Source organism: Methylobacterium sp. 13MFTsu3.1M2, assembly GCF_900112625.1.
Classification (GTDB): Bacteria; Pseudomonadota; Alphaproteobacteria; order Rhizobiales; family Beijerinckiaceae; genus Methylobacterium.
Genome location: NZ_FOMM01000006.1, coordinates 214,763 through 231,143, shown reverse-complemented (window position 1 = coordinate 231,143; position 16,381 = coordinate 214,763). Strand labels below are relative to the sequence as shown.

Genomic DNA, 16,381 nt, shown 5'->3' with positions numbered 1-16,381 from the left:
GGTCCTGAGGCGCCCCGCCCCTACCGGCCCGGCACCCAGCCGCCCCGGTTGCCGGTCTCGGTGCCCGGCGCGGTGAGCACCAGGACCGTGCGGCCCGGCAGCGGCACGGCGGTCCCGGCCGCGATCGCCGGCGCGCCGGGGGGGCGGGCGCCCGCGGGCTCGCCCGTGTCGAAGGCCGGCGTCCACGGGCCGCCGATCACCGGGGCGAGGCGGAAGCTGACGGCCTCCCCCCCGGCATTGAACAGCATCAGCAGGCGCTCGCCCGGGTCGCCGTCGTTGCCGATCTGCATGCCGAACACCTGGAGCCCGTCGTCGGACCAGTGCCGGACCTCCATCTCGATGCCCTCGGGGGAGAGCCAGTGCACGTCGCGCAGGGGCTCGTCGGGGTCGATCAGCGCGCCCGTGAAGAAGCGCCGCCGCCGCAGGGCCGGTTGGGCCCGGCGCAGGGCCAGCAGGTTGGCCACGAAGTCCGTGAGGGCCGGATCCGGATCGACGCTCCAGTCCATCCAGCTCGTCGGGTTGTCCTGGGCGTAGGCGTTGTTGTTGCCGCCCTGGCTGCGGGAGCGCTCGTCGCCCATGAGCAGCATCGGGACGCCCTGGGCCAGCATCACCGTCGCCAGCATGTTGCGCTTCTGGCGGGCGCGCAGGGCGAGGATCGCCGCGTCGTCGGTGTCGCCCTCGACGCCGTAGTTGCGGCTGACGTTGTGGTTATGGCCGTCGCGGTTGTCCTCGCCGTTGGCCTCGTTGTGCTTCTCCTCGTACGACACCGTGTCGGCGAGCGTGTAGCCGTCGTGGCTGGCGATGAAGTTGACGCTGGCCAGCGGCGAGCGCCCGGACGGGGCGAACACCTCGCGCGAGCCGGTCAGCCCCTGCGTGACCTTGGCGAGCGTGGCGGAATCGCCCTTCCAGAAGCCCCGGGCGGCGTCGCGGAACTTGTCGTTCCACTCGCTCCAGCCGCGCGGGTAGCCGCCGAGCTGGTAGCCGCCCTCCCCGACATCCCACGGCTCGGCCACCATCTTGACCCGCGCCAGCACCGGGTCCTGCGCCACGGCCTGGAAGAACGCCGCCTGCGGGGTGAAGGCGAAGGGCGCCCGCCCGAGGCTCGAGGCGAGGTCGAAGCGGAAGCCCGCGATGCCGTAGGCGGTGACCCAGTGGCGCAGCGAATCGAGCACGAGCTGCATCACCCGCGGGTGGCTCGCGTCGAAGGTATTGCCGCAGCCGGTGCAGTCGCGGTTGCGGCGCGGGTCGGCAGGGTCGAGCTTGTAGTAGCTGGCGTTGTCGATGCCGCGGAACGACAGGGTCGGGCCGGTATGGTCGCCCTCGGCGGTGTGGTTGTAGACCACGTCGAGCCAGGTCTCGATCCCGGCGGCGTTCAGCTCCCGGATCGCCGCCTTCAGGCCGCCGAGGCCGCCCTCCCCCAGGTAGCGCGGCTCCGGGGCGAAGTAGCCCAGGGGCTGATAGCCCCAGAAATTGACGAGCCCCTTCTCCACCAGGAAGCGGTCGTCCGCGAAGGCCTGGATCGGCAGCAGCTCCAGGGCGGTGACGCCGAGCTTGACGAGGTGCTCGATGATCGCCGGGTGGGCGAGCGCCCCGTAGGTGCCGCGCTCCGCCTCGGGGATGTCGGGATGGGTGCGGGTCAGCGCCTTGACGTGCGCCTCGTACACCACCGTCTCGGCGAGCGGCCGGCGGACCGGGTTGAGGGCGAGGTCGGGCACCTCCGGCGCGGTGACCACGCAGCGCGGCATGTAGACCGCGCTGTCGCGCCGGTCGATCCGGTCCTCGCGCCCGCCGCCCCGGCGGTGGCCGTAGAGCGCGTCGTGCCAGCGGATCCGGCCGCGGATCTCCCGCGCGTAGGGGTCGAGGACGAGCTTCGAGGCGTTGAACCGGTGGCCCGCCGCCGGGTCCCAGGGGCCGTGCACTCGGTAGCCGTAGAGCTGGCCCGGCAGCACGCCGCGCAGGTAGCCGTGCCAGACGTCGTCGGTCCGGCAGGGCAGCCGCACCGTGCGGGTCTCGTGCCGCTCCCCCGGCTCGAACAGGCAGATGTCGACCGCGGTGGCGTGCTCGGAGAACAGGGCGAAGTTGACGCCGCGCCCGTCGAAATGGGCGCCGAGCGGTGCCGGCACCCCGTCGTCGACGGCGATCATGCGGGGCGTCCGGTCACACGGATGGCGGCGGGCGGGAGCAGCGGGAGGCGCCGGCTATTCGGCGGCCGCGGCGGCGGTGGGCGGCTCGCGCTCGACCGTGCGGAAGTTCTCGAGTTCCGCCAGGAAGTTGCGCGCCCACCAGTCGACGTCCTCGCGGGTCATGCGCTCGACCATCGGCTTCCAGCGCGCCAGCCGCTCGGCCTTCGGCATGTAGAGGGCCGCGCGGATCGCCTCGGCGACCTCGAACCGGTCGTAGGGGTTGATCAGCAGCGCCTCGGGCAGCTGCCGGGCGGCGCCGGCGAATTTCGACAGGACCAGCACCCCCGGATCGTCCTCGCTCTGGGCGACGACGTACTCCTTGGCGACGAGGTTCATGCCGTCGCGCATCGGCGTGACGAGCCCGACCCGGGCGGCCCGGTAGAGGCCGGCCAGCACGGGCCGCGGATAGGCCTTGGTGATGTACTGGATCGGCGTCCAGGCCGGGTCGCCGAGCGAGCCGTTGATCTCGCCGACCTTCTCGTTCACCTCGCGGGCGAGCTGCTCGTATTCCGGCACCTCGCTGCGGGATTTCGGCGTGATCTGGATGTAGGTGACGTTGCCGCGCTGGTCGGGATTCGAGGCGAAGAAGCTCTCCACCGCCTCCATCCGCTCGGGCACGCCCTTGGAATAGTCGAGCCGGTCGACGCCGATCAGCAGCTTGCGGGTGCGCAGGCCCGCGATGGTCTCGCGCACGACCTTGTTGGAATTGGCCTTCTCGGCGGCCTCCTTGAAGCCCGCGACGTCGATGCCGATCGGGAAGGCGCGGATCCGGGTCCGGCGGCCGTCGACCATCAGCGAGCCGCCGCCGAGCGGGATCGCCCGCTGGGTATCGACGAGGTTGCGCTGCAGGTTCTGGACGTCCGCCTCGGTCTGCAGGCCGATCAGGTCGTAGTCGACGATGGCGCGCAGGAGCTCGCCGCTCGCCGGCAGCGAGTTGAACACGTCGGCGGCGGGCCAGGGGATGTGGTGGAAGTAGCCGATCGGGTTGTCGAGCCCGAGTCCGCGCAGCTCGGCGGCGAGCGGCAGCAGGTGGTAATCGTGGACCCAGATGATGTCGTCGGGCTCGACCAGCTTGGCCAGCGCCCGCGCGAAGGTCCGGTTCACGCGGCTGTAGCCGGCATAGTCCGAGCGCGAGAAGGCGCCGAGCCCGAGCCGGTAATGCATGATCGGCCACAGGGCGCGATTCGCGAAGCCGGCGTAGTATTCCAGGTGATCCTGCGGCGAGAGGTCGACGACGGCGTACTGGACCCGGCCCCGGTCGATCAGCGTCGGCTCCTCGGACGGCTCGTCCGTGATGGTGCCGCTCCAGCCGAACCACAGACCTTCGTAGGCCGTGAAGGCCTCCTTGACCGCGACGGCGAGGCCGCCCGCCGCCACCGCCTTGCCGCCCTCCTCCGGGACGGCGACGCGGTTCGATACGATCACAAGGCGTGCCACGCGGGTCGGCTCCGGATCAGGGGCGCGGGTCGGGTCGAGGATCTCGCCGCGCCTGCATCGGGACGTCACTATTATGTCAGAACGCGCGGAGGCCCTGCGCGATCCTTTGTCGGTCGTCCCGCAACCCAAGCGTGAAGCCGGGCGCGGGTCAAGTCGAGGCCCTGCCGTTCCGGGACAGGGCGGCCGCTCCGTCCCGGTCGGGCGCCCCGGTCGGGCGCCCCATGCAAGCGTTGTACAAGCGTGGCGGTTCTGGCAGATCTTGCCTGAACGGCGCGTGAGCGGTGCCGCCCGTCGCGCCGGACCCCGCGCACGCATCGGAAGGGCGCACAGGGACCGGAACCCGCGACAGCCGAGTCGGTTACTCAGCCATCGCGGGGCCCGCGGTCGCCGCGAGCGGCCCCGTCCCCGCGCCGCGAGGAGTGTTTTCGAGATGGCCGGCAACGAGTTACCGCAAGGCACCCCCGCGGATCCGATCGCGGATCCGCACCGCGAGGGGCCGCACGCCGCGCCGCACGACGCGCCCCACACCGCCGCGGAGGAGCGCGCGCAGTGGCGGGCCCTCCAGGGCGACGTCGAGGGGCTCGCCGACGTGGCGGCCGAGCGCGGGCGCGGTCTGCTCGACGCGGCCCGGCTGCAGGCGCAGAGCTACGTCGAGCAGCGCAAGAGCGACGCCGCGCAGTCGGTCCACGACCTGGCGCAGACGATCCGCAATTCCGGCCGCGATCTCGGCGACAAGCCGAACGTCCGCGCCTTCTTCGACAGCGCCGCGGACGGGCTGGAGCAACTCGGCTCCTCGATCGAGCGCCGCAGCCTCGGCGAGTTCTACAGCGAGGCCGAGTCCTTCGCCCGGCGCGCGCCGGTGGCGGTCGCTGTGGGGACCTTCGTGGCCGGCCTGATCGCCGCCCGCTTCATCAAGTCGTCCAGCCTGCCGCCGGAGGCGCCGGACGGCGACGCCCGCGACAGCTTCCGGGCCTGACGCCATGACCTACGGCTCCGACCCGCGCCAGGCGGGCCCCTCCACGGGTTCCTCCACGGGCCCAGCCACGGGCCCCTCCAGCATCCAGAGCCTGATCGGCGACGCCCTGCGGGAGACCAACGAGCTCGCCCGCAAGGAGATCGCGCTGTTCCGGGCCGAGATGGCTGGCAACGTCCGCCAGCTCATCGTCGGCCTCGCCTGCATGGTCGGCTCGGCGGTGTTCGCCGTGGTCGCCCTGCTGGTCCTGATCGGCGCCTTCGTGAAGTGGCTCGCCACCATCGTAGGCTCCGAGTGGCTCTCGGCCCTGATCGTCGGCGGCGTTCTGCTGCTCCTCGCCCTCGGGATGGCCCTGTGGGCGCGCAGCGTCCTCTCCCTCTCGACCCTGGCCCCGAAGCGCACGACGCGCCAGGTCCGCCAGGATGCCCAAGCCCTCTCGGAGCGCGTGTCCGGATGAGTACGATGAACGACCTCGAGAAGGAGATCGAGGAGAGCCGCGCCCGGCTCGACGACACGATCGACCGCATCCAGGGCCGGCTCTCGGTGCCGAATCTCGTGGACGAGATGCTAGGCAATGCCCGGCGGGTGCCGGCGCTGAACACGACCTACGATTCGGCCCTGGAGGCGGTGCGCCGCAATCCCGTGCCGGTGCTGCTGATCGCGGCGGGCGTCGGCCTGCTGTTCAACCGGATGGCCCGCGACGCCCAGCGGCGCCGCACCGAGGTCTCGGCCGAGCGCGTGCCCACCCTGAACACCGGCGCGGCCCGCGGCTACGACCCCGACCGCCCGACGGTCCGCCCGGCCCGCGATCCGCTGGACACGACCGAGATCTGAGGACCGGACCCGTCCAGGTCCGGCCGGATCCGGCCGGGTCCGGGACGAGACACCGTGCCGCCCGGCCGGACGACCGGGCAGACCGGCGCCGAAGGCGGGCCGGCGAGACCGACATCTGAGGACAGCGCCATGACCGACAAGCCGGGTATCCCCTCCAGCACCCCCGAGCAGCTCGCCGCCGCGGCGGGGATGCCGCACGGCGCCGACGACAAGAGCCTGCGGCCGGATCCGGCCGGCCTCGGCGACCCGGGCGCGCCCGGCACCGCCGCGGGCGACTTCACACTCCGGCCGGATCCGCGCGGCCTGCACGACCCGCTCCGGCCCGGCGCGGCGACGGGCTCGCACGACGCCGCCCATGACACTGCCCAGGACGCCGCCCAGGACGCCGCTTCGGCCGCGAAGGACGGCATCCGGGCGGCGGGCGACCGGGCCACCGAGTTCGCCGGGCAGGCGCGCCGCACCGTCTCGGGCCTCGCCGACGACATCAACGACCGCCTCGGCGGGGCGGCCGATCAGGCGCGCGACCGCGCCACCGCGGCCTACGACGAGGCCCGGGAGCGGGCCGGCGCCCTCCATCGCCGCAACATGCGGGCGCTGGACGACCTGACCAACCAGGGGATCGAGGGGATCAACCGCGGGCGCACCGCCGTCGAGCGCTTCGTGGACGACAACCCGCTCCTCGTCGGCGTCGTCGGCGTGGCCGCGGGCCTGCTCCTCGGTGCGCTGCTGCCGCGCACCCGCCAGGAGGACCGGAGCATCGGTCCCTGGGCTGACGAGGTCCGCGACCAGGGCCTGCGCTACGCCCGCGAGGTGACCAATATCGGCCGCGAGTTCGTCCAGACCGCCCTCGACCCGGACAACCTCAACGCCGCCGCCCGCAAGGTGGTCGAACCGGAGAGCCACACGCCGCCCGCTGGCGAGCGCACGCAGCACAATCTCTGATTCGGTGGCCGGGGCCCCTCCGTGGGGGCCTCGGCGCCGTCATCCCGGGCGAGGCGACGTGCCCCGGAGTTGCGCGACGTCGAGCAGCGTGGCGCCGCCTGGATTGCTCCGCTCGCAGCGACGCGGTGGCCGGATCCTCGCTCCGTCGACCCTTCTGACAGGACGGCGCGTCAGTCCCGGTACAGCCCCGCATGCGCCTCGCGGAGCAGATTCTTCTGGACCTTGCCCATCGTGTTGCGCGGCAGCTCGTCCACGAACAGGACGCGCTTGGGGCACTTGAACCGGGCGAGGCGCCCCTCCAGGGCGGCCTGCACGCCGGCCTCGTCCGGGCAGCCGACGCCGCCCACCACCACGGCGGTGACGGCCTCGCCGAAATCCGGGTGCGCCAGGCCGATCACGGCGGATTCGACCACGCCCGGCAGGGCGTCGATCTCGGTCTCGACCTCCTTCGGGTAGACGTTGAAGCCCCCCGAGATGATCAGGTCCTTGCCGCGCCCGACGATGTGGACGTAGCCCCGGCCGTCGACCTTGCCGAGGTCGCCGGTGATGAAGAACCCGTCGGCCCGGAACTCGGCCGCGGTCTTCTCGGGCATGCGCCAGTAGCCCTGGAACACGTTCGGGCCCTTCACCTCGATCATGCCGACCGCGTCGGGCCCGAGGGCCGCGCCGGTCTCGGGATCGACCACCCGCAGGGACACGCCCGGCAGGGGGAAGCCCACCGTGCCGGCGACCCGGTCCCCCGCGTAGGGGTTCGAGGTGCTCATGTTGGTCTCGGTCATGCCGTAGCGCTCGAGGATGGCGTGGCCGGTGCGGGCCTGCCATTCCCGGTGCGTCTCGGCGAGCAGCGGCGCCGAGCCCGACACGAACAGGCGCATGCCCCGGGCCGCCTCCGGCGTCAGGCCCGGCTCCTTGAGGAGCCGGGTGTAGAAGGTCGGGACGCCCATCAGGGCGGTCGCCCGCGGCATCAGGCTCAGGATCAGCTTCGGGTCGAGCCGGGGCAGGAACAGCATGGAGCCGCCGCTCGCCAGCACCGTGTTGGTCGCCACGAACAGGCCGTGGGTGTGGAACACCGGCAGGGCGTGGATCAGCACGTCGTCGGCGGTGAAGCGCCAGTACGCGACCAGCGTCCGGGCATTCGACGCGAGGTTGTCGTGGGTCAGCATGGCGCCCTTGGAGCGCCCGGTCGTGCCCGAGGTGTAGAGGATCGCCGCGAGATCCTCCGGACCCCGGGGCACGTCCGCGAAGGCGGCGCCCGCATCGGCGGCCCGGTCAGCGGCCTCCGCGGCGCTGCCGCCCCCTGCGGCGTCGAGGGTCCAGACCTGCCGGACGCCGGCGGCGGCCTCGGCGAGCGCGTCGCGCCGGCCCGGGTCGCAGACGAACACGGTCGGCTCGGCGTCGCCCAGGAAGTAGCCGATCTCCGCCGGGGTGTAGGCGGTGTTGAGCGGCAGGAACACGGCGCCGGCCCGGACCGCGCCGAGATACAGGAAGATCACCTCGGGGCTCTTCTCGACCTGCACGGCCACCCGGTCGCCGGGCGCGACGCCCGCCGCCTGCAGGGCCGCCGCGTAGGCGCCGGAGCGGGCGATCAGGTCCGCGTACGCGTAGCGGCGCCCGTCCGGCGTCTCGATCACGGTCTTGGCGGGATCGGCGGCGCCGTCCCGCACCAGGGAGAAGAGGTAGTTCGTCATCGTGAGGCTGGGCTATCACGGGCTATGGGTCGCGCGCACCCATAGCCGCCCGGAGGCCCCCTCGGCGAGCCCTTTCCGGCGGCGCGTCGTCCGCGCGGTCCGGTGAGTCGCGACGCCTACGCCTCGGCGAGCACGACGGCCCGGGGCGGCGGCAGCTTGGCGCGCAGCTCCCGAGTCACCGCCGGGGCCGCCACCACGGTGCCGAGATTGGCGTAGGTCTCGTGGTTCCGCTCGATGGCCGCGAGGTCGTAGAGGTAGTTGACCATCAGCCCGTGGGACTGCGCCAGCCCCTTCTTGGAGGTGTCGCCCAGGAAGTTGATCCGGTCGAGGCGCGCGCCGTTGCCGAGATGGAACCGCGCGACCGGGTCGAGGGGGCGCCCGCGCTCGTTCTTGGCGCGCAGGAAATAGGCGGCTGCGGCCGGGATCAGCGCCCGGCGCACCGTCTCGGCCCGGGCCTTGTCGGCCGGCCAGGCCGGGTCGTCCAGCGCCCGCAGGGTCTCGACATCCTCGGGCAGCAGGCCCTGTGGGCTGTCGGCCCGGCGCTCCCGCGCCAGCCACGCGGCGAAGCCCGGCACCGGCGAGAGCGTCACGAAGGTCTTGAGCGTGGGGACCTCGCGGGTCAGGTCCTCGACCACCTGCTTGATCAGGAAGTTGCCGAAGGTGACGCCGGCGAGGCCCTTCTGGCAGTTCGAGATCGAGTAGAATACCGCCGTGGTGGCCGCCTGCGGCTGCAGCGGCTTGCGCTCCTGCGACAGGATCGGGGCGATCGCCGGGGCGATCTGGTCGGTGAGCGCCACCTCGACGAAGATCAGCGGCTCGTCGGCGAGCGCCGGGTGGAAGAACGCGAAGCAGCGCCGGTCCGGCGGCTCGATGCGGGCGCGCAGGTCGTCCCAGCCGGAGATGGCGTGGACCGCCTCGTAGCGGATGATCTTCTCCAAGATGTGCGCCGGCGTCGTCCAGTCGATGTGGCGCAGCACGAGGAAGCCGCGGTTGAACCACGACGCGAACAGGTGCTCGAAGTCGCAGTCGAGGCTGTCGACGGCGTCCATCAGGGCGGGGTCGGCCTCGTCGCCGGCGCGCAGGGCCCGGCGCAGGTCGAACAGGTCCTCGCGCATCCGTACGAGGCTCAGCGTGCCGCCGCGGGCGAGGTTGAGGCGGCGAATCAGCTCCTGGCTGCGCGGCTCGGCGGCCTCGTGCAGGCTGCCCAGGCGGGCGCGGGAGGGGGCGGCGCGGTAGGCGGCGATGGCCTCGTCGACGGCGGCGTGGTCCGCGTCGAAGTCGAGGGCGATGGCCCGCAGGAAGGCGTGGCGCTCCGCCTGGCCGAAGCTCGCGTAGCGGTCGAGGATCAGGCGGGCCAGCGCCACCCCGGAGGCCTCGCCGCGCCGGGAGATCAGGTCCTCGCAGAGCTTGACGAGGTCGCCGGCGCTCGCCCGGGGCCCGATGTCGCCGCGCCCGATCCCGATCAGGTCGCGGCCGCGCTCGCTGATGGTCTGAAGCAGGTCGCCGAAGAAGGAGATCGCCGCCATGACCTTCGCACTGACCCCCGATGACCCGGATTCGAGACGTGTCCGGTCCCGCGACGCCGGCTCGTCGGTCGGGCGCGGACGGAACGGGATCCGGACGCCGGCGGGCATCCCGATCCGCCCGCCATTCTACGGCGCCGCGGCCGCCGCGACCAGAGCTTGACCGGTCGCCGACGCGGGGCTCCCCACGGGGCTCCCCGTGTGCGGGCGCGGCACGACCATCGTGTGACGGGGGTGGTGGGACGGATCCGGACGGTCGTCAGAGCCGCTCGGCCACGGTGGCGAGGTCCGCCCGCTCGCGCCAGTCGCCGACGCCGTGCTGGCGGGCGAAGCGCAGCTCCGCGGCACGGCGGGCGCGCTCGGGATCGCGGGCCCGCGCGATCGCGACCGAGCCGATCGTGAACGGCACCCCGAGGATCTCCTTGGCGAAGTCGACGCGGTAGTTCGGCATCCCGTACTCCCTGCTGCGGCGGCCCCGGCGCCGTTCGCACGGAACGAAACCGCCCTCTCGTTCGTAGTCCGGTCCGTAAACCTCGCGAGGCCCGGCGCCCGGCGCATCGGTCGCGGCGCCCGCTGGCATGGGGGCGGCGCCGGCTGCGTCTGTTGCATATGGTGCGCCGCCGGCTCCGGTGAAGGGGCGCGGGGCGTCCCGGCAGGGATGCATCGCCGCAGCTTGCCCGGCGGCGCGCTCCGCCCGTATCGCTCGCCGCTCCGATCGCCCTCCCGACACGGACCCGACCATGGCTCTCCCGCGGCGGCCCACCCGCCTGCCCCCGACCCGGCCGTGACCGCACCCCTCGACGCGAAGGCCCGGCTCGGCCTGACGCTGATCGCCGGCGGGGCCGTGGCCAACATCTACTACAACCAGCCGCTGCTCGGCCTGATCGTGGCCGAGTTCGGCGACCGCGCCGCCCTGTGGGTGCCGACCACGGCCCTGGTCGGCTACGGGCTCGGCATCGTCGGGCTCGTGCCGCTCGGCGACGCCCTGCCGCGCCGCGCCCTGATCGTGGGGCAGTGCCTCGGCCTCGCCCTGGCCCTGCTCGCCGTGGGCCTCGCGCCGAACCTCGCCTGCCTCGCGCTCGCCCATCTGGTGGTCGGCGTGCTGTCCTGCGCGGCCCAGCAGGCGGTCCCGTTCGCGGCCGAGCTCGCCCCGGACGCGAGCCGCGGGCGGATCGTTGGCCAGGTCATGACCGGGCTCCTCACCGGCATCCTGCTCGCCCGCACGGCGAGCGGCTTCCTGGGGGCGCATCTCGGCTGGCGGCCCGTCTTCCTCGTCGCGTCCGTGCTGGCGCTCGCCATGGCGGGCATCGCGCGGGCTACCCTCCCCCACACGGTGCAGACGCACCCGCTGCGCTACCGCGCCCTGATGCTGTCGATCCTGCACCTCGCCCGCACGCAGCCGGTGCTGCGCACGGCGAGCCTGTCGCAGGCGCTGCTGTTCGCGGGCTTCAACGCCTTCTGGGCGACCCTGGCCCTGCTGGTCGAGGCGCCGCCCTTCGGCCTCACCGCGGCCGGGGCCGGGCTGTTCGGGGTGATCGGCGTCTGCGGCGCCTTCGTGGCGCCGATCTCGGGCCGCTTCACCGACCGGCGCGGGGCGAAGCCCGTCGTCCTCGGCGGCAGCCTGCTGGTCGCCCTGTCCTTCGTCGTGCTCTGGGCGGGGGGCACGTGGTCGCTCGCCGCGGTGGCGCTCGGCGTGCTGCTCATCGACATCGGCATGAACGGCGCGCTCATCGCCAACCAGACCCGGGCCTACGCGCTGGTCCCGGGCGCACGGGGCCGCATCAACACCGTGCTGTTCACGACCCTGTTCGTGTTCGGTGCGGTCGGCGCCTATGCCGGCTCGCAGGCCTTCCTGCTCGTCGGCTGGCCGGGCGTCTGCGCGGTCGGCCTCGCCTTCTCGGCGCTGGCCGTGCTCGTGGCGGCCCGCGACCCGCACCCGCCGGGGGCTCGGCCTACTTGAGCACCCGCGACAGCCGGCACCAGCCCGCCCTGTCGGGCGGAAGCCCGAAGCGCAGGCGCTCCGGGCGCCCGGCGAAGCGCCGCACCGCGATGCCGGCCGCCGCCAGCCGCCGGTAGAGGTCCGGCCCGTCGGGGAAATCGGCGGTCCGGAACAGGCAGGTGCCGCCGACGACCCGGCCGCCGGCTCGGGCGATCATCCGGTCGAGGCGGCCCGCATCCGCGGCCCGGGCCCGGGCGGCCTCGACGCGCCAGCCCGCGTCCGACAGGGCCGCGCGCCCGATCGCCAGGGCCGGGCCCGACACCGCCCAGGGTCCGAGCGCCGCGGCGATCCGGGCCGCCGTGCCGGGCTCGGCGACCGCGAAGCCGAGGCGCAGGCCGGCGAGCCCGTAGGTCTTGCCGAAGGAGCGCAGCACCACGGTGCCGGGCCCCGAGTCCGGTGCGGAGACGTGCGGGCACAGGCTCTCCACCGGCTCGAGGTCGGCGAAGGCCTCGTCGGCGACGAGCAGGCCGCCGCGCCGGCCGAGCGCCGCGGCGAGGGCCCGGCGCTCGGCCAGGGGATGAGTCCGCCCGTCCGGGTTGTTGGGATCGACGATCACCGCCACCCGGGCCGCGCCGAGGGCGTCGACGCTCGAGACCTCCGCCACCGCGTGCCCGGCCCGCGCCCAGGCGGCGGCGTGCTCGGCGTAGGTCGGCCCGAGAACCGCGACCCGGGTCGGGGCCAGGAGCCGGGGCAGGGTCTCGATCAGGACCTGCGTGCCGGGCGCGGGCACGACGTGGTCGGCGTCCGGCGCGCCGTAGGCCGCGGCGGCGGCCTCCCGGAGCGCGCGGACCTCGGCGGCCTCGGGCAGGCGCGCCCAGGCGCTGGCCTCCAGCGCGGGCACGGGATAGGGGACCGGGTTGATCCCCGTCGAGAGGTCGAGCCAGGGCTCCGGCGCGTCGGGAAAGGCTTGTCGGAGCCCGCCGAGATCGCCGCCATGCGCGATCGGGGCGGCCTCACGCGCGGGAACGCTCCACACCGAATGGTCCATCTGCCCGGTACGTTCGCCGACACGCTCGCCGTCCTCGCCGTCGCCCTCGGGATCGAGGCGGCGGCCGGCTATCCCGACGCGCTCTACAGGGCGGCCGGTCACCCTGTCACCTGGATCGGCCGGCTGATCACCGCCCTGGAGCGCGGCCTCAACCGCGGCTCGGCGCGCCGGCGGCGGGTCGCCGGCTGCGCCGCGCTGGCGCTGCTCCTCGCCGCGGTCGGCTCGGCCGCCCTCGCCGTCACGGCGCTGGCGGGGCTCGCCGGCCCCCTCCCCGCTCTGCTCCTCCTCGGCCTGCTCGGCGCGAGCCTGCCGGCGCAGCGCAGCCTGCACCAGCACGTCGCCGCCGTGGAGACGGCCCTGCGCGCGGGCGGCCTGGAGGCCGGGCGCCGGGCCGTGGCGATGATCGTGGGGCGCGACCCCGACCGCCTCGACGAGGCGGCTGTCTGCCGGGCCGCGATCGAGAGCCTAGCGGAGAACTTCTCCGACGGGATCGTGGCGCCGGCCTTCTGGATCGGCTGCCTCGGCCTGCCGGGGGGCGCCGTCTACAAGGCGGTCAACACCGCCGACAGCATGATCGGCCACCGCAGCCCGCGCTACGAGGCCTTCGGCTGGGCGGCGGCCCGGCTCGACGACGGCGTGAACCTGCCGGCCTCCCGGCTCGCGGGCCTGCTGATCGCCGGGGCGGCGGCCCTGCGCGGCGCCGACGCGCGCGGGGCGCTCCGGGCCATGGCCCGGGACGCGCGCCGGCACCGCTCGCCCAATGCCGGCTGGCCCGAATCCGCCATGGCGGGGGCGCTCGGCCTGCGGCTCGCGGGGCCGCGGGTCTACGACGGCGCCCTCGTCCCGGACGCCCATATGGGCGACGGCCGGGACGCCGCCACGGCCGACGACATCGCCCGGGCGCTGGCCCTCTACCGCACCGCCTGCTGGCTGCAGGGCGGGCTCGTGCTGGCGCTCCTCGCGCTCTGCCTGTCGCTCACCGGCTGAGCCGTCCTCGCGAGCGGAGCGAAGCGCGCCAGGGCCGCGCGACCTCTGAGATCGTGGCGCCGACGGGATCGCTTCGCTCCGCTCGCAGAGACGGCGGCAATTCCCGATCGGGCCTTGGCACGGCCCGCGCACACGACGCATCGTGGCCGGACGGGGCAGGATGAGGGAGACGCCGATGCGTGCCGTGTTCGTGGATGCCAGCGAGACCCTGGCGGCGGTGGCCCGGCGGCTGCTGCGGCCGGACGATCCGCCCTTCGCGATCCACGCGGATCCCGGAATCGCGCCGCAGGACCTGCCCGCGATCCTCGACGGCGCCGAGACCGCGGTGATCGACCACACCGCCCTCCCCCTCGACGTGGCCCGGGCCTGCGCGGGCCTGAAGCACGTCGTGTTCCTCGGCACCGGCGCCCGCAGCTACATGGACCCGGAGGCGCTCCGGGACGCCCTCGGCGTCACCGTCCACACCATCAAGGGCTACGGCGACACGGCGGTCGCCGAGTGCGCCTTCGCGCTGATGTGGGCCGCCGCCCGCGGCCTGCCCGAGATGGACCGGGCGATGCGCGCCGGATCCTGGCTGCGCACCGAGGGGATCCAACTCACCAGCAAGACCGTCGGCCTCGTCGGGTTCGGCGGGATCGCGGCCGAGATGGCGCGCCTCTGCCGGGGCGTGGGAATGCGGGTGCTCGCCTGGAACCGGACCCCGAAGACCCATCCCGGCGTCGACTTCGTCCCGCTCGACCGCCTGCTCGCCGAGAGCGACGTGGTCTCGCTCCACCTGCTCCTGACCGACGCGACGCGCGGCTTCCTGTCGGCCGCGCGGATCGCCGCGATGAAGCCCGGCGCGATGCTGATCAACACCGCCCGCGGGGCGGTGCTCGACGAGGACGCCCTGGTCGCGGCCCTGCGCACCGGCCACGTGGCGCGGGCCGGGCTCGACGTGTTCACCGTCGAGCCCCTGCCGGCGGATCACCCGCTGGCGCACCTGCCCAGCGTCACCCTGTCGGCGCACTCGGCGTTCCGCACGCCCGAGGCGAGCGACAACCTGATCGGCGCCGCCCTCGGCCATTGCCGGCGGATCGCCGCCGGCTGACAGCTGCGCCGCGGGAGCGGCCGCCCCGGTGCCCGGCTCTCCTAGTGCTCGGTGCCCTGCATGTTCGGGCGCGGCTCGCCGCCGTGGTGGTGGATCACGCTGGAGCGCTCCGGGCTCCCCTTCGCGTCGGCGACCTGCTTCCGGGCCGCGGCGGCCAGGAACCAGATGCCGCCGAGCGTCCCGAAGGCGAGGATCATGAGCGGAAATCCCTGACTCATCGCGGTGCCCTCCTCGACGATGGCCCGCGGGCTTGCGGGTCTGCATCATCCTGCCGGTCGTGCCGGCCTGAGGAAGGATAACGCACGAATCCGGACCGTGTTCAGGCCGGTCTCGTGGCCGTCGGCACCGCCCGCCGCGCCGCGTCGCGGCGCAGGGCGGAGAGCACCACGAACATGAGGCCGGCCCCCACGGCGAGGCAGGCGGCCAGGAACAGCATCGGCACGAGGTCGCTCTGGGTCTGGTCGCGGATGAACGGCACGGCGTTCTGGGCGACGAAGCCGCCGAGATTGCCGACCGAATTGATCGCCGCGATCCCGGCGGCCGCCGAGGCACCGCGCAGGAACGTCCCGGGCATCGACCAGAAGACCGGCTGAGCCGCGAAGGTCCCGGCCGCGGCCACGCACAGGCAGGCGAACTTCACGGCGTTGCCCGGCAGGACGACGGAGAGCGCGAGGCCCGCCGCCCCGACCAGCGCCGGCCCGACCACGTGCCAGGTCAGGGCGTTGCCCTGCGCCCCCGTGCGGGCGGCGTGGCGCGGCACCCACCACAGGGCGAAGGCCGTGGCGAGCCACGGGATGATGTTGAGGAAGCCGTTGGTGAGGTTCGAGACGCCGAAGCCCTTGACCACGGTGGGGAGCCAGTAGCCCAGGCCGTAGGCGGCGAGCGGCAGGGAGACGTAGACCCCGGCGAGCATCAGCACCCGCCGGTCGAGGAGCGCCGCGAACGGGTTGCCGTGGTCGACGTGGCCGCCGTCCTCGCGCTCGGCCCGGAGCGTGCGGGCGAGCCAGTCGCGCTGGGCCTGCGACAGCCAGGTTGCGGTCTCGGGGCCGTCCGGCAGGACGAACAGCACCACCGCGGCCATGAGGATCGCCGGCGCGCCGGTGGCCAGGAACACCCACTGCCAGCCCTGGAGGCCGAGGAGCCCGTCGAGGCCCAGCAGCGCGCCGCCGATCGCCGCACCGACCGCGTTGGCGATGGCGCTGGCGATCATGAACCAGCCGATCATCCGCGCCCGGTGCGCTTGCGGGAACCACAGGGTCAGCGCGAACAGCACGCCGGGGAAGAAGCCGGCCTCGGCGGCGCCGAGCAGGAAGCGCAGCCCGTAGAACATCGCCGTGCCCTGGGTGAAGCCCAGCAGGACGGTGACGATCCCCCAGGTGATCATGATCCGGGCGAACCAGATCCGCGCGCCGACCCGCTCCAGGAAGACGTTGGCCGGCACCTCGAACAGGAAGTAGCCGAGGAAGAACAGCGAGGCCCCGAGCCCGTAGGCGGTCTCGGAGAGGCCGAGGCTGCCGACCATCTCCAGCTTGGCGTAGGAGACGTTCTGCCGGTCGATATAGGCGATCAGGTAGAGCAGGCCGAGGAGCGGCATGAGCCGCAGGGTCACGGTCCGGACGGTGCTCGCGGCGAGATCCTCCCCGGCGGGGGACGGCGTGGGCGGCATGGGGCGTTCCTCCGGGGGCGTGCGGCCCTTCGTGGCGGGGCCGGCATAACACAGAGTAATCCCTGGCCCGC

15 protein-coding genes are annotated in these 16,381 nt (G+C 73.9%); 7 read left to right on the top strand and 8 right to left on the bottom strand.

Going from position 1 to position 16,381, the window contains the following annotated elements; all coding sequences use genetic code 11:
• Nucleotides 1-20: 20 nt before the first annotated feature.
• Entirely contained in the window at nucleotides 21-2,144 is a 2,124-nt protein-coding gene (glgX, locus tag BM314_RS06950) for a glycogen debranching protein GlgX (protein WP_091977597.1), read from the bottom strand.
• Between the two features lie 54 nt (nucleotides 2,145-2,198).
• Nucleotides 2,199-3,620: an alpha,alpha-trehalose-phosphate synthase (UDP-forming) gene (locus tag BM314_RS06945; protein ID WP_042672419.1), complete on the bottom strand. Its 1,422-nt coding sequence runs from the start codon at nucleotides 3,618-3,620 to the stop codon at nucleotides 2,199-2,201.
• A gap of 430 nt (nucleotides 3,621-4,050) precedes the next feature.
• Between BM314_RS06945 and BM314_RS06940 the strand changes: the two genes are divergently transcribed.
• The 4 genes from BM314_RS06940 to BM314_RS06925 all read left to right on the top strand — a co-directional run bounded on the left by BM314_RS06940 (nucleotide 4,051) and on the right by BM314_RS06925 (nucleotide 6,369).
• On the top strand, nucleotides 4,051-4,596 hold the full coding sequence (locus BM314_RS06940; protein ID WP_082557795.1) for a hypothetical protein: 546 nt from the start codon (nucleotides 4,051-4,053) through the stop codon (nucleotides 4,594-4,596).
• A 4-nt stretch (nucleotides 4,597-4,600) separates the two neighbouring features.
• Complete coding sequence (locus BM314_RS06935) at nucleotides 4,601-5,050, top strand: phage holin family protein (protein ID WP_170855257.1); 450 nt, start codon at nucleotides 4,601-4,603, stop codon at nucleotides 5,048-5,050.
• Nucleotides 5,051-5,055: 5 nt separating this feature from the next.
• Nucleotides 5,056-5,427, top strand: coding sequence for a DUF3618 domain-containing protein (locus BM314_RS06930; protein ID WP_020095580.1), 372 nt, complete (start codon nucleotides 5,056-5,058; stop codon nucleotides 5,425-5,427).
• A 129-nt stretch (nucleotides 5,428-5,556) separates the two neighbouring features.
• Entirely contained in the window at nucleotides 5,557-6,369 is an 813-nt protein-coding gene (locus BM314_RS06925) for a hypothetical protein (protein ID WP_091977595.1), read from the top strand.
• Between the two features lie 170 nt (nucleotides 6,370-6,539).
• On the opposite strand, the gene BM314_RS06920 is transcribed toward BM314_RS06925, so the two are convergent.
• The 3 genes from BM314_RS06920 to BM314_RS06910 all read right to left on the bottom strand — a co-directional run bounded on the left by BM314_RS06920 (nucleotide 6,540) and on the right by BM314_RS06910 (nucleotide 10,031).
• On the bottom strand, nucleotides 6,540-8,057 hold the full coding sequence (locus BM314_RS06920) for a malonate--CoA ligase (protein ID WP_091977593.1): 1,518 nt from the start codon (nucleotides 8,055-8,057) through the stop codon (nucleotides 6,540-6,542).
• Nucleotides 8,058-8,173: 116 nt separating this feature from the next.
• The gene (locus BM314_RS06915) at nucleotides 8,174-9,583 is read right to left on the bottom strand and encodes a malonyl-CoA decarboxylase (protein ID WP_056524651.1); all 1,410 of its coding nucleotides are present in this window, start codon (nucleotides 9,581-9,583) and stop codon (nucleotides 8,174-8,176) included.
• Nucleotides 9,584-9,839: 256 nt separating this feature from the next.
• Nucleotides 9,840-10,031: a hypothetical protein gene (locus BM314_RS06910; RefSeq protein ID WP_012318462.1), complete on the bottom strand. Its 192-nt coding sequence runs from the start codon at nucleotides 10,029-10,031 to the stop codon at nucleotides 9,840-9,842.
• Nucleotides 10,032-10,364: 333 nt separating this feature from the next.
• On the opposite strand from BM314_RS06910, the gene BM314_RS06905 reads away from it, so the two are divergent.
• Nucleotides 10,365-11,540, top strand: a complete 1,176-nt coding sequence (locus tag BM314_RS06905; RefSeq protein ID WP_091977592.1) for an MFS transporter — start codon at nucleotides 10,365-10,367, stop codon at nucleotides 11,538-11,540.
• Here the strand turns inward: BM314_RS06905 and cobD are convergent.
• Nucleotides 11,533-12,567, bottom strand: a complete 1,035-nt coding sequence (gene cobD / locus BM314_RS06900) for a threonine-phosphate decarboxylase CobD (protein ID WP_051123785.1) — start codon at nucleotides 12,565-12,567, stop codon at nucleotides 11,533-11,535. The genes BM314_RS06905 and cobD overlap by 8 nt on opposite strands.
• Between cobD and cbiB the strand changes: the two genes are divergently transcribed.
• Together cbiB and BM314_RS06890 are read left to right on the top strand one after the other, a co-directional pair.
• Nucleotides 12,559-13,554 (top strand): adenosylcobinamide-phosphate synthase CbiB, encoded by a 996-nt coding sequence (cbiB, locus tag BM314_RS06895; protein ID WP_091977590.1) that lies wholly within the window; start codon nucleotides 12,559-12,561, stop codon nucleotides 13,552-13,554. The two genes, cobD and cbiB, sit on opposite strands and share 9 nt — an antisense overlap.
• 175 nt (nucleotides 13,555-13,729) lie before the next feature.
• A complete protein-coding gene (locus BM314_RS06890; protein WP_091977588.1) occupies nucleotides 13,730-14,644 on the top strand; it encodes an NAD(P)-dependent oxidoreductase in 915 nt (304 codons plus the stop codon).
• Between the two features lie 41 nt (nucleotides 14,645-14,685).
• Here the strand turns inward: BM314_RS06890 and BM314_RS30525 are convergent, their stop codons facing one another.
• Both BM314_RS30525 and BM314_RS06885 read right to left on the bottom strand, forming a co-directional pair.
• A complete protein-coding gene (locus BM314_RS30525) occupies nucleotides 14,686-14,862 on the bottom strand; it encodes a hypothetical protein (RefSeq protein WP_010687019.1) in 177 nt (58 codons plus the stop codon).
• A 101-nt stretch (nucleotides 14,863-14,963) separates the two neighbouring features.
• Nucleotides 14,964-16,310 carry an MFS transporter gene (locus BM314_RS06885; protein WP_091977586.1) on the bottom strand — a complete coding sequence of 449 codons (1,347 nt, stop codon included), beginning with the start codon at nucleotides 16,308-16,310 and terminating at the stop codon, nucleotides 14,964-14,966.
• Nucleotides 16,311-16,381: the final 71 nt, after the last annotated feature.

Coding starts and splice junctions, on each gene's coding strand:
- BM314_RS06915 (WP_056524651.1), bottom strand. CDS start 9,583: ATGGCGGCGATCTCCTTCTTCGGCGACCTGCTTCAGACCATCAGCGAG.
- BM314_RS06925 (WP_091977595.1), top strand. CDS start 5,557: ATGACCGACAAGCCGGGTATCCCCTCCAGCACCCCCGAGCAGCTCGCC.
- BM314_RS06890 (WP_091977588.1), top strand. CDS start 13,730: ATGCGTGCCGTGTTCGTGGATGCCAGCGAGACCCTGGCGGCGGTGGCC.
- BM314_RS06920 (WP_091977593.1), bottom strand. CDS start 8,057: ATGACGAACTACCTCTTCTCCCTGGTGCGGGACGGCGCCGCCGATCCC.
- cobD (WP_051123785.1), bottom strand. CDS start 12,567: ATGGACCATTCGGTGTGGAGCGTTCCCGCGCGTGAGGCCGCCCCGATC.
- glgX (WP_091977597.1), bottom strand. CDS start 2,144: ATGATCGCCGTCGACGACGGGGTGCCGGCACCGCTCGGCGCCCATTTC.
- BM314_RS30525 (WP_010687019.1), bottom strand. CDS start 14,862: ATGAGTCAGGGATTTCCGCTCATGATCCTCGCCTTCGGGACGCTCGGC.
- cbiB (WP_091977590.1), top strand. CDS start 12,559: ATGGTCCATCTGCCCGGTACGTTCGCCGACACGCTCGCCGTCCTCGCC.
- BM314_RS06935 (WP_170855257.1), top strand. CDS start 4,601: ATGACCTACGGCTCCGACCCGCGCCAGGCGGGCCCCTCCACGGGTTCC.
- BM314_RS06940 (WP_082557795.1), top strand. CDS start 4,051: ATGGCCGGCAACGAGTTACCGCAAGGCACCCCCGCGGATCCGATCGCG.
- BM314_RS06885 (WP_091977586.1), bottom strand. CDS start 16,310: ATGCCGCCCACGCCGTCCCCCGCCGGGGAGGATCTCGCCGCGAGCACC.
- BM314_RS06930 (WP_020095580.1), top strand. CDS start 5,056: ATGAACGACCTCGAGAAGGAGATCGAGGAGAGCCGCGCCCGGCTCGAC.
- BM314_RS06910 (WP_012318462.1), bottom strand. CDS start 10,031: ATGCCGAACTACCGCGTCGACTTCGCCAAGGAGATCCTCGGGGTGCCG.